This window comes from Hoeflea sp., from assembly GCF_984452065.1.
Genome location: NZ_CFHWAF010000138.1, coordinates 1 through 12,059 on the forward strand (window position 1 = coordinate 1; position 12,059 = coordinate 12,059).

Consider the following 12,059-nt stretch of genomic DNA (forward strand, 5'->3'; position numbering starts at 1 on the left):
CTGAAAGTCAGCGTCTCCGGCGACGGTGTAAGCTGCCACACCGGCCGCAACAGCTGCTTTTATCGTGTTGTCGAGCAAGAGAGTGGCGACACACATTTGCGTATCGACGACGATCCGCCTGCGCCTCGGTCCTGACAAGGTATATGGCTGAACACAGCCCGCCTTGTCGCGCGTAACCTCACCTCATATCAATTTGCGGTAAAGAATTATGTCTTGTTGGTGAGTATAGTGGCGTGGCAACTTCATCAATCTTAAATAAAATAGGCGTTGAATAGGTATCGGCGCGAAGAGACGGCTGTATTGGCCGGTGGGGTAAAGAGTACCGGAAGCATGCCGTGACCTTCAAACCGGATGTGTCCCGGAGTAAGTACATTGCTGGATCAGACACCACAGACAAACATTGCCCTCGCGCTCGGCGGCGGAGCCGCGCGCGGATGGGCGCATATCGGCGTTCTGCGCGCGCTCGATGAGGCCGGCGTCCGGATCAGCATGGTGGCGGGCACGTCAATCGGAGCACTCGTGGGCGGCTGTTACCTCGCGGGAAAACTCGACGAACTGGAAGACTTCGCCCGCAGCCTGACGATGCGCAGGATCGTCGCTCTGCTGGATTTTGCGATCGGCGGAAGTGGCCTTTTTGGCGGCATGCGGCTAAGCAAACGGATGCGTGAGCACCTTGCCGATATCGATATCGAGGATCTGGACCGTCCTTTCACCGGGGTCGCAACCGAGATCGCCACCGGACACGAGATCTGGATCAACAGCGGCTCCCTGACCACAGCCATTCATGCCTCCTATGCCTTGCCTGGCATTTTTGAACCGGTGCTGTGCAATGGCCGGACCCTGGTTGACGGCGCACTCGTCAATCCCGTGCCGGTGTCGGTCTGCCGCGCGCAGGAGGCGCCGCTCGTCGTGGCCGTGAACCTTCATTACGATCTTTACGGCCGCTCGGCCGTCGTCAAACACGCCGCGTCGCAAAACCCACTGCAGGCGATAACCGGCGCGACGCCCGAGGACAGAAAGAAATCCAGGCGCATCGGCATGACCAACGTCATGGTCGAGGCCTACAACATCATTCAGGACCGGATTTCCCGGGCACGCCTGGCGGGCGATCCGCCCGATATCCTGCTGATGCCGCGCCTCTCCGATATCGGCCTTTCGGAGTTCCACCGGGCCGCCGAGGCGATCGACCGCGGCTATGAGGAGACCCGTACGAAGCTCGACGATATCAAGAGAGCCAGCGAGGTCCTGGTGTAGGCTAAGACTAGGAGCCGAGAAGGAAAATCCCGCACAAGAAGACCGCCTCGGCAGCGATGATCCCGGCAATGACTTTCTGGCGTGTCGCAATGAACACCGCAAAGCCGGCCGCGACCGCGACGAGCCGGAGCCAGACGGGCGTCGTCTCCAGGTAACCGGTGGGAAACAGGATAAGCCGGGCGACAACCGCGGCGACGAGGGCCGTCGCGACCGCCCTCACCCAAACAAGCGCGGGCGAGCCGTCGGCGATACGGTTACCGGCGAGAACCCCGAGCCAGCGCCAGATATCCGTCGCAAGCCAGCCGGCGACGGCGATGTAGATATAAGGCCAAAGGTCAGTGCCGGCGTCGCTACTCATCGCGCCGCGCCTTTCTGCGGTTGACCAGGCGCTCAAGCAGGAACGCGAGGGTCCCACCCAGAAAGCCGGCGTAAAGAAGACCAAGCTCCGGGTCGACCGTATGGAACAGCGGCCCCATGACAAGACCGATGATCATGGCGAAATAGACCTCGAGACTGCGCGCCGACGCCCAGATTGACGTGATGAAATAGACCGGTGTCAGGAAAAACAGGGCACCGCCCACCATGGCCGGCAAATGGCTGATGACACCGTAGAGGATGCCGACAATCAGGATATTGACCGTGGCGATCGTCAGGCCGAAGCCCGCGACGAAGGCGACACGGCCCTCCCGCGGAACCTTGTGAACGCGCTCCATCGTGAAGACCCAGACGGTTACGGCGACAAAATGCGATACCGCCAGCAGAGCCCAGGTCGGGGTTGTTCGTGTCCTGATAAGCGGCACCAGCGCGGCAACCATCGGCATGAGCCGCATGGATGACAGTGTGACGGCAAGAGCGGCCGCCGGCAGTGACGCCCCGGCGATGATGGCCCCGATGAGAACGAACTGCGCCGGCAGCGCCCAGACGATCCCGGTCATGAAAACCGCTTCCCAGAGCGGAATGCCGGCTTCGAAGGCAAAACCGCAGAAGCCGACAAACGCCGATACAAGCACCAGCGCGGGTCCCGAAAAAAGGCCGCGCATTCCGGCAAGGAACCACGGCATCTGTCGAACGGTCGTTTGGTTGGTCACACTGTCTTGTTAGACCGCATACCCGCCCTTGCAAAGTCCGGATCGCATTTTTTCAAGTCCGGGGCCGCGCTCACCGGCCCGTGCCGGCCGACAGAAAATCAGAGCAACGCGGCAAGGCGGCGTGCCCGCGCGGATAAGGCCTTCCGCTCTGATCTCAATGCGCGATCCAGTTGCGCGCGCACGCGGTCCGCGTCGATCTTTTCATCGCGGGCAAGCTCCACCATACCCTGCAGCGAACAGGCCGCGACGATATTGGATTTGTCTTTGACATTGCTCTTCAGGATCGCAAACAGCCGTTCCGCCTGATCTGTGCTGAGGCTCGTTCGCGTCAGGATCTTGGGAAACTGTTCGCCGATCTCCCATTGGCTGAGACGTTCAAGGCCGTCAAGGAGGCGATCGACATGCTGATCGAACAGTTGCGGCGCGTCGACGCTGATCTGCATCGCCGCATGTGCGGCGCGCGCCACGACGCCGGTGTCGGGATCGTCGGTGAGGTCCAGAAGTTCGACAAGCAGTTGCGGATCTTCGCGCACCCGATTGGCCACCGATGCCGCGGCCCCGACCGACCGGCGATCGCCCGGTTCCAGGCGATCGCGCATTGTCTCGGTCACGGCTACTTCTTCCGCGGCACCTTAGGCACCGCGCCGCCGCGGGGTTTCTTTGTGTCCGGCTTTTCTTCAACGGCCGTTGAACCGGAACCGGACAGCGCCTGTTTTTCGGCCGTCGTACCGCCGCTTTTCGCCTTCGAAGCCGGCGCCTTGCGTTTGACCGCAGGCTCCTTGCGCGGCTTTGGCGGCGTCTTATCCGGAATGGCCTCAAGCTTGAGACCGGGTTTGCCGTCGTCGCCGTCGGGCGCAACGGTTACCTTCACCGTGCCGCCTTTCTTCAATTTGCCGAACAGGACTTCATCGGCAAGTTGCTTCTTGACGTGCTCCTGGATGACACGCGCCAACGGACGCGCGCCCATGCGCTCGTCATAGCCCTTGTCGGCAAGCCAGGCGATGGCCTCCTTGGACAGATCGAAGGTCACGCCTCTTTCGGCAAGCTGCGCCTCTAGCTGCATGACGAATTTCTGCACCACCTGGTGAATGACCGGCGTCGGCAGCGATCCGAACGGGATAATCGCATCCAGCCGGTTTCTGAATTCCGGCGAGAACATGCGGTTGATGGCCTCGACATCATCGCCTTCACGCTTGGAGGAGCCGAAGCCGATGGCCGGTTTCGCGAGATCGGCGGCGCCCGCATTGGTGGTCATGATCAGGATGACGTTGCGGAAGTCGATCTGCTTGCCGTTGTGATCGGTCAGCTTGCCGTGATCCATGACCTGCAGCAGGATGTTGAAAAGGTCCGGATGCGCCTTCTCGATCTCATCGAGAAGAAGCACACAATGCGGATGCTGGTCGACACCGTCGGTCAACAGGCCGCCCTGATCGAACCCGACATAGCCGGGAGGCGCGCCCAGAAGCCGGGATACTGTGTGGCGTTCCATATATTCCGACATGTCGAAACGCAGGAGCTCGACACCCAGAGAACTTGCCAGTTGCCGCGCCACTTCCGTCTTGCCGACGCCTGTCGGACCTGAGAACAGATAGCTGCCGATCGGCTTGTCGGGCTCGCGAAGTCCGGCACGGGCAAGTTTGATGGCAGACGCCAGCGCATCGATCGCCTTGTCCTGCCCGTAGACCACCCGTCGCAATTCCTTGTCGAGATTCGCAAGGACCATCTTGTCGTCCTTGGAGACCGACTTCGGCGGAATGCGCGCCATTGTCGCAACGGTTTCCTCGATCTCCTTTTCGGTGATCGTTTTGCGACGCTTGCTTTCCTCGACCAGCATTTGCGATGCGCCGGTCTCGTCGATCACGTCGATCGCCTTGTCCGGCAGCTTGCGGTCGTTGATATAGCGCGCCGACAGCTCAACGGCCGAGGTGATGGCCTCATTGCTGTATTTGACCTTGTGATAATCCTCGTAATAGGGCTTCAGGCCCTTGAGGATTTCAACGGCATCATCGATGCTCGGCTCGTTGACGTCGATCTTCTGGAAGCGGCGCACGAGCGCCCTGTCCTTCTCAAAGAACTGTCTGAATTCCTTATAGGTGGTCGAGCCGATACAGCGGATGCCGCCGGACGACAAAGCCGGCTTCAGGAGATTGGACGCGTCCATTGCCCCGCCGGAGGTTGCCCCGGCGCCGATCACCGTATGGATCTCGTCAATGAAAAGCACCGCGCCTTCCATCTCCTCCAGTTCCTTGACCACCTGCTTCAGGCGTTCCTCGAAATCGCCGCGATAGCGCGTTCCGGCAAGAAGCGCACCCATATCAAGCGCGTAGATTGTTGAATCGAGAAGCACTTCGGGCACTTCCCCATTGATGATGCGACGCGCGAGCCCCTCGGCGATCGCCGTCTTGCCGACGCCCGGGTCGCCCACATAGAGCGGGTTGTTCTTGGAACGGCGGCAAAGCACCTGGATCGTGCGATTGACTTCCTTCTCGCGCCCGATCAGCGGATCGACCTTGCCGTCAGCCGCTTTCTGGTTGAGGTTCACGCAATAGGCGCTCAGCGCATCCTGATTCTTCGCTTTCCCGCCTTCCTCGTTATCCGTGGAGGATGATGCGCCGTCGGTATCGGATTCCTCGGCGCCGCGAACCGGGCGGCTTTCCGACACGCCCGGCCGCTTGGCGATGCCGTGCGAAATGAAGTTGACGGCGTCGTAGCGGGTCATCTCCTGCTCCTGCAGGAAATAAGCGGCATGGCTTTCGCGCTCGGCAAAAATCGCCACCAGCACATTTGCACCGGTGACCTCGTCGCGGCCCGACGACTGCACATGGATCACCGCACGCTGAATAACCCGCTGAAAGCCGGATGTGGGCTTCGAATCCTCATCATAACCGGTCACCAGATTGTGAAGCTCGTTGTCGATATATTCAGTCACGGTCGAACGAAGGGCGTCGAGATCGACGCCACAGGCCCGCATGACGGCGGCGGCGTCAGAATCATCCATCAGCGCCAGCAGCAAATGCTCCAGCGTCGCATATTCATGATGGCGGTCATTGGCAAAGGTCAGAGCCTGATGCAGCGCCTTTTCAAGACTGTTGGAGAATGTCGGCACGACTAAATCCTCATTTCTTTTCCATCACGCATTGGAGCGGGTGCTGGTTTTGGCGCGAAAAATCCATCACTTGCGTGACTTTGGTTTCTGCGACCTCATAAGTAAAGACCCCGCACTCACCCACACCGTGATTGTGAACATGCAGCATGATACGCGTCGCCGCCTCCCGGTCTTTCTGAAAGAATCGCTCCAGAACGTGAACGACGAACTCCATCGGCGTGTAGTCGTCGTTCAAAAGCAGGACCCGGTAAAGGCTTGGCTTCTTCAGCTTCTTCTGCGTCCGGGTGATGACGGAAATACCGTTGCCGGTCCCCTTGTCGTCACCGTCGTCGTCGTCCTCGCCGCTCATCGTTGCCCAGAAAGGCTTCAATGCCATTTCATCCTTATCCTGACTCACCTTGTTTCATATCGATTTTGATACAGTCCCGGCCCGTTTTCCAGTCCACACCAATCTAGAACAAGTACGGCACGGATTGAAGCATTCGACCCAGGCCTGCTCTAATCCTTTTTTGCGAAGTCCAGCCCCGGACGGAGCCGTGTAGCGGAAGGCGTCTTACCCTTAAATAGGCACCGTTTCGCGCCAGCACAGGGGTGGATCGAAACAAAGGGAATTGTGAAACCCGCTTCAGGCAGCAAAAAACCCGGCTGCCGCGGGCCGCCGGGTTCCTAAACAGGCTTTTGCCGCCTAGTTGGCGTTGGAAGCTTTTTTCGGCGCCGGAGCCGGAGCAGCCGTTGCAGTCTCGTAGGGCTGATAGGCCTTGCGCGCGGCATCCGCGTAGATTTCACCCATCTTGGTCGCCTGAGCCACAAAGCCTTCATAGCTCGACTTTGCGTGATCGCTCTGGATTTCAAAGGCCTTTTCAAAGGTCTTTGCATTGAACAGCTTCTCGACCACCGCAGCATTGTCCTCATAGGACTTCTTGGAGTAATCGGTTGCTTCCGTTGTCAGGGTCTGCATGCCCTGTGCCATGGCGGAATAGCTCTTGAGCATGTTTTCCATGGCGTCTTTGCCATATTTGCTGGCGTCTTCGAAAGAAAACATCTGGATATCCTGTCGTTGGGTATAGAGGACTGAACGCGTTCGCTTGCCCGGGCTTTATCTGCCCCGCGCGCAAATTTTATGTGCGGCGCAACAGAAAGTCAACGAATCTTGTGCGCCGCACCATGCGCGAATCGGCACATTCCCCAGGATTTCCTGAAACAACCTGAAAACCATAAACGGATTGGTAACGCAGTTTGCCTAAAATTTCCGGAATTGGGGGTCAGTGATCCCCGCCCAGTGGTTGCGTGTGGTTGTGATTGGACTCGTAAAGTGTACATGGCTTTCCCCGGCGGTGCAGGTTCCGCTCTTTTCAAAAACATGTCTTTGAGGCTTTTGAAGCTGGTCACGGTCACGGCGTTGTGCCTTGCCGTAGCAACGGGGTTCGCGGCGGCGAATTCCAAATATGCCGGTTTTGTCATGGACGCAAAAACCGGGAAAACCCTCTACGCATCAAGCTCGAACGCGCTGCGCTATCCGGCATCGCTGACCAAGATGATGACCTTGTACATGATCTTCGAAGCGATCGACAGCGGACGCATCAGCAAGAAGACACGCATCAGGGTTTCAAAAAACGCCGCGGCTGAGCCGCCGTCAAAACTGGGCCTGCGTCCGGGTCAGACCATTTCGGTGGAACAGGTGATCTATGCGCTCGTCACCAAGTCGGCGAACGACGCTTCAACCGCCATCGCCGAGCACCTTGGTGGTTCGGAGAGCGGGTTTGCCAGGCAGATGACCGCGAAGGCACGCGCGCTTGGCATGAAGAAGACCACCTTCCGCAATGCCCACGGCCTGCCGAATTCGCGCCAGAAGACCACGGCGCGCGACATGGCCCGTCTCGGTATCGCGCTGAGAGAACACTATCCTCACCACTATCACTATTTCTCCACCCGTTCCTTCAAATACGGCAAGACCCGCTTCGGCAACCATAACCGTCTTCTCGGAACCGTGAACGGCGTCGACGGTATCAAGACGGGCTATACGCGCGCTTCCGGCTTCAACCTGGTCAGTTCCGTGCGCAAGGACGGACGCAGCGTCGTCGCCGTTGTCATGGGCGGGAAAAGCGGCGCCAGCCGAAACGCGCACATGAAGAAGCTGATTGCACGCACCCTGCCGAAAGCGTCGCGCCGCGGTGGTGGCAACCTCGTTGCCAAGGTTCAATCGAACACCAAAATCGCGCTGCCGAAAACCGGCCCAATCCCCAAGTTCCGGGACGTGACCGAGGTTCGGGTCGCCATGGCCTATGCGCAGCCGGAAAAGACCGCAACCTTCCCGATACCGCTCGACCGCCCGGTTGTCGGTCGCGACGCCCTCATCGACAGTCTGAAAAAGCAGAAAGCCGTTGTCACGCCCGTGCCGCGGCCGGCGAACGCGCTTCCCGTCGTGGCAGAAGGCAACCTGGAGAACACGAGGGAAGACGTTGACGGCGTCACGACCGCAAGCACCGGCCTGCCTTCAGGCTGGGTGGTCCAGATCGGCGCGGCCGCGACCCGGGAAGGGGCCGAACAGCTTCTGACGGAGGCGCAATCCAAGACCGGAGGCATGGTGTCAAAGGCGCAGCCCTTCACCGTCATCACGCATCGCGACGGCGAGCAGCTTCACAGGGCCCGCTTTGCCGGTTTCGACGGCAAGTCTCACGCTTGGAAAGCATGCAAGGCGCTGAAGAAAAAAGGTTATGGCTGCTGGGCGACCGAACAGTAAACGGTCGCAAGAATAGCGGCTGTGACGCAGCCGCATCCTCGAATTTGTATCGTGTATTGGGGAAATCTAATGTCGACGCAGGAGCACTTCCTTAGCCTCATTGATCCGGGCCGCCAGAAACACCGACCCACCGGCATCGGGATGCATGCGTTTCATCAGGCGGCGATGCGCCTCGCGGATCTGCGCCTCGGAGGCCCCAGCCGAAAGACCAAGGATCTCGTACGCTTCCTCCTCGGTCATGGAGCCAGAAGCTGGCGCGGTGCCCAGCCCGTCGTCCGTATCCGCATCAAAACCGTCTCTCCAGGCGGGGTCGCGGCGGTCAAGATACGCCTCTAGCACCTGCACGCTCTCCGGGTCTCCGCGAAGCTCGGAATGAAGTGAAAACAGCTCCTCCTGGCTGAGCGAATCCAATTCGCGGCCTTCGAACTGCCCCGCCAGGACGAGACCGTTCATATCGCCGCTATCGAGGTCGAGTTCCATTTCCAGCGCGGCCGTTCTCACACGCGAGGACTGTTTGGCGCTGGGCGTGCTGCGCGAGCGGGCCCGCGCCCTTCCGAACAGGGCCGCTGCAAGTCCGAACAATCCCAAAGATATGCCGGTGCGGCCGAGCAAGGTAAACACGACACCAAAAAGGGTCAGCAAAACCGGCAGAAAGTAGCGCAGCACGGTGGCAAGCCGATGCGGGTCCATGCGCAGAAACAGCGCCGCAAAACCCGCCAGCAGCAGGACAGCCAGAGCAATATAGAAGAAGAATGTCACTTAACTGCCGCCCTTCCCTCCGGAAAGCTGTTCAAGCAGCAGGCGCGACTCCCGGCTCTTGTCCTTCTCCAGCGCGGTCACGCCGCCGGAAGCATAAACGGCAACGGCTTTGAGAAGATTGAGCAGCGCATTTGCCGCGCCTCCGTCGAACCGCAGATAGGCGCCGCCGGACAACCGGGCGATTTCGCGAAATGCCGTATTGGCGGCAACGTCGCCACCCTCCTGAAACATGAAACAGGGCACCTTTCGCATTCCCAGTTCGCCGGCCAACTGGCACAGCCGGTCGATGTTCTCTTCCATGGCGTCCCCGATAAAGACCAGCGCGCTGACCGGCTTGCGGACGGTTTCATCGCGGGCGTGTCTGAGCACCTTGGCGATCTGGGTATGGCCGCCACGGCAGTCGATGCGCACCATGAGGTCACGCAATTGTGTTGTGTCGCCGACCCATTTCGAGGCCCGGCATTCGCCAAAGCCGCGAAAATAGACGAGTTGCACGCTCAGCCCGCCCGCCCGTCCGACGGCATTGAACATCTCGCTCTGCAGCATGCAGGCCGCATCCCATGTCGGCTGCCGGCTCATGGTTGCGTCGAGTGCGAAGATCAGCCTGCCGCTTTCTCCGCCGGCCGGCCGGGTAATGGATCGCGCCGCATCGAGGAATTGGGCAATGTCGCTCTTGGAGGACTGCGCCTCGCTATCGGGCACAACCGATTTCGAACCATTTCGATCCGTTATGTCGCGACCAGACATGACATGCTCCCTGGAATTGCGGCCACGGCGCCGCCGCGTGCGTCCGCTAACCCAAATCTAGAGCGAGATAAGGCCAAATTGAAGCATGGGTTTTTTAAAAAACTCCGGCAGTACACATCGATCCGAAAATCAGCACGCGGCGGTCCGGCCGGTTTCGCGTGCCCTGCCGCGTGGGATCGCGCGGCGGCAACCACTGCAATTGTCAGGCGTGGCCATCCCCCCGGCCCCTTCGGTTTCGGCTGCACGAAGCGAAATGCCCGGAATATCGACGAGTTCGCGTGTGGCATTCTGCGTTGTTTGTATGCCCGGCGACAAACGCAGCGTCGAGCCGCGAACAATCGCCGAGGCAAGATCACTTTCCTTGTCGGGGTACTGGCCAATGGAATGATAGAGGAAATAACCTTCCTTGCGTTCAGCCATGTTTCCTCCCGGATATTCGCGATCGGCCACCGGACCGTTCCAAGACTCGATGCAAAGGCCCGGCGGTATTGACCCACCGGCGTCAATTCGTAAATTCGTATACAGCTTTTAAAATAGTTCAAGCTTAAAGGACTTGGTTTTTGCCGGTATTCGCTGCCCGGGATGCATTTCAGCAAAGCGTCGCCAAAGTTTCGTATACGGTTTGCGCATGCGATCACGGCAGCAACCCGCTGACGGCAATGCCCGCCTGTTTGAAGCGTCCCATCAGCGGGACGCCGTTGCCGCCGCCGAACCGTATACCGCGTTTTATTTTCGACGGGGAAGCTGCTCATCTGGCGACTCATTCGGAAGCGCTCGGTACCCGGCAAACACCATCAGCTCAAACGCGATAACGCCGGGAGAAAACCCATGGATCACGCATGACCGAGACCCGCGCAGAGATGCGATTGCCGACCGAGGATTTGAGCGAGGATCTGCCCTTCTTCACAAAAACGCTGAAGATGCGGCTGGACATGATTTACCCGGCCGACAATCCTGAAATTGCGGTCTTTTCCGGTCATGGTCTTCGGGTGCGGATTGAAAAAGGCGCGCCGGAAGGGCCCGGCACGCTGAGGCTTCTGACCGAGACTCCTGATGATTTTGCCGACGGAGAACGGCTGCTGGTCGCACCCAACGGCACGCGGATCGAGATCGACGAACTCAATCCGCCGCTGGTCCTGCCGGAGACGGAGCACGCCTTTGTCGTCCGCAGGCTGGCCGACCAGGCGCCCTGGGTCATCGGCCGCGCCGGCATGTCCTATCGCGATCTTGTCCCCTCGCGCCTCGGCGGCGCAATGATCGCCTCGCACATCCGGGTGCCGGACGGGCCGGTGCCCGATATGGTTCACTTCCATAAGGTCGGCTTCCAGCTGATCTTCTGCGTCCGTGGCTGGGTCGACGTCCTTTACGAAGATCAGGGCGGCATGCGCCGCTTGACGGCCGGCGATTGCTTCATCCAACCACCGGAGATCAGGCATCGCGTCATGCATGCCGCCGACGGCATCGAGGTCATCGAAATCGGCGTTCCGGCCGAGCATATTACCGAAATTGACCACGAAATGACGTTGCCGACGCCGGTTGAGCGGCCGGACCGGGAATGGCAGGGCCAGAAATTCGTCCACAGCCTAGCAAAAGACGGCCTGTTCGAGCCGTTCCGAATTCCCGGCTTCGAGGCGCGCGACACCACCATCTGCGACAACACCAGGGGCGTCGCCTCGGTCATGGTGGCGCGACCGACCGCTGAGGACTCGGTCTGGACTGGTCACGACGCCGATATTCTGTTCAACTTCGTGCTGGCAGGCGAAATGACACTCGAGGGCGAAGGAAAAGACCCTTACCGCCTGTCCGCCGGAGACGCCTTCGTCATCCCGCCCGATATGGCGACGCGATATGTGGGCGCAACAACCGACCTGCGGTTGCTCGAAGTCAGCCTGCCGGGACGTTTCGAAACCGAGATCTTACGCGATTGAGCCTGCAAGGGAGAACGAAACGGGTGCGTATCACCCGCAAATCAAATCATAAGGGGAGTAGAACATGAGAAAACTGACAATAATTGCCGCAGCCGTAGCAATGTTCGGCGCCGCGGGCCTCGCCCACGCGGACGAGACGAAGATCGGCGTCCTGATGGACATCACGGGACCGATCGCCAACTTCATTCCGCCGCTGCAAAACGCCGCCAACCTCGCCGTCAAACATGTCAACGATCAGGGCGGCCTGCTCGGCGGCAAAGCGGTCGCCGTCTACGGCGATACGACCGGCACATCGCAAGGGGCCGTGGACGCGGCCCAGAAGCTCGTCAATATCGAGAACGTGCCGATTATCATGGGATCGCTGATGTCCGGCACCACCATCGCCGCGGCGGAGGCAGCGATCATTCCTGCCGGTGTCGCTCAGATTTCACCCACGG

General features: G+C 59.8%; 13 protein-coding genes. 4 read left to right on the plus strand and 9 right to left on the minus strand.

Features of this window, described 5'->3' with window-relative positions:
* Positions 1-351 precede the first annotated feature (351 nt).
* Positions 352-1,254, plus strand: a complete 903-nt coding sequence (locus AC5E6N_RS19975) for a patatin-like phospholipase family protein (RefSeq protein ID WP_491749454.1) — start codon at positions 352-354, stop codon at positions 1,252-1,254.
* 7 nt (positions 1,255-1,261) lie between these two features.
* Here AC5E6N_RS19975 and AC5E6N_RS19980 read toward each other — a convergent pair whose 3' ends face one another.
* The 6 genes from AC5E6N_RS19980 to AC5E6N_RS20005 all read right to left on the minus strand — a co-directional run bounded on the left by AC5E6N_RS19980 (position 1,262) and on the right by AC5E6N_RS20005 (position 6,490).
* Positions 1,262-1,612 carry an AzlD domain-containing protein gene (locus AC5E6N_RS19980; RefSeq protein ID WP_491749455.1) on the minus strand — a complete coding sequence of 117 codons (351 nt, stop codon included), beginning with the start codon at positions 1,610-1,612 and terminating at the stop codon, positions 1,262-1,264.
* On the minus strand, positions 1,605-2,315 hold the full coding sequence (locus tag AC5E6N_RS19985) for an AzlC family ABC transporter permease (protein WP_491749466.1): 711 nt from the start codon (positions 2,313-2,315) through the stop codon (positions 1,605-1,607). The genes AC5E6N_RS19980 and AC5E6N_RS19985 overlap by 8 nt, the downstream gene beginning before the upstream one ends.
* Positions 2,316-2,440: 125 nt before the next feature.
* Complete coding sequence (locus AC5E6N_RS19990; RefSeq protein ID WP_491749456.1) at positions 2,441-2,953, minus strand: hypothetical protein; 513 nt, start codon at positions 2,951-2,953, stop codon at positions 2,441-2,443.
* 2 nt (positions 2,954-2,955) lie between these two features.
* Positions 2,956-5,448 (minus strand): ATP-dependent Clp protease ATP-binding subunit ClpA, encoded by a 2,493-nt coding sequence (gene clpA, locus AC5E6N_RS19995; protein WP_491749457.1) that lies wholly within the window; start codon positions 5,446-5,448, stop codon positions 2,956-2,958.
* 10 nt (positions 5,449-5,458) lie between these two features.
* Entirely contained in the window at positions 5,459-5,824 is a 366-nt protein-coding gene (clpS, locus tag AC5E6N_RS20000; RefSeq protein ID WP_491749458.1) for an ATP-dependent Clp protease adapter ClpS, read from the minus strand.
* A gap of 309 nt (positions 5,825-6,133) precedes the next feature.
* Entirely contained in the window at positions 6,134-6,490 is a 357-nt protein-coding gene (locus AC5E6N_RS20005) for a phasin family protein (RefSeq protein WP_491749459.1), read from the minus strand.
* A 333-nt stretch (positions 6,491-6,823) separates the two neighbouring features.
* On the opposite strand from AC5E6N_RS20005, the gene AC5E6N_RS20010 reads away from it, so the two are divergent.
* Positions 6,824-8,188: a D-alanyl-D-alanine carboxypeptidase gene (locus AC5E6N_RS20010; protein ID WP_491749460.1), complete on the plus strand. Its 1,365-nt coding sequence runs from the start codon at positions 6,824-6,826 to the stop codon at positions 8,186-8,188.
* A gap of 66 nt (positions 8,189-8,254) precedes the next feature.
* On the opposite strand, the gene AC5E6N_RS20015 is transcribed toward AC5E6N_RS20010, so the two are convergent.
* The 3 genes from AC5E6N_RS20015 to AC5E6N_RS20025 all read right to left on the minus strand — a co-directional run bounded on the left by AC5E6N_RS20015 (position 8,255) and on the right by AC5E6N_RS20025 (position 10,114).
* The gene (locus AC5E6N_RS20015) at positions 8,255-8,947 is read right to left on the minus strand and encodes a DnaJ domain-containing protein (protein ID WP_491749461.1); all 693 of its coding nucleotides are present in this window, start codon (positions 8,945-8,947) and stop codon (positions 8,255-8,257) included.
* On the minus strand, positions 8,948-9,694 hold the full coding sequence (locus AC5E6N_RS20020; protein ID WP_491749462.1) for a vWA domain-containing protein: 747 nt from the start codon (positions 9,692-9,694) through the stop codon (positions 8,948-8,950).
* Between the two features lie 129 nt (positions 9,695-9,823).
* Positions 9,824-10,114, minus strand: a complete 291-nt coding sequence (locus AC5E6N_RS20025) for a hypothetical protein (RefSeq protein WP_491749463.1) — start codon at positions 10,112-10,114, stop codon at positions 9,824-9,826.
* Between the two features lie 419 nt (positions 10,115-10,533).
* On the opposite strand from AC5E6N_RS20025, the gene AC5E6N_RS20030 reads away from it, so the two are divergent.
* Positions 10,534-11,622, plus strand: coding sequence for a cupin domain-containing protein (locus tag AC5E6N_RS20030; protein WP_491749464.1), 1,089 nt, complete (start codon positions 10,534-10,536; stop codon positions 11,620-11,622).
* 64 nt (positions 11,623-11,686) lie between these two features.
* The coding region (locus AC5E6N_RS20035) for an ABC transporter substrate-binding protein (RefSeq protein ID WP_491749465.1) at positions 11,687-12,059 on the plus strand (373 nt) is incomplete at its 3' end.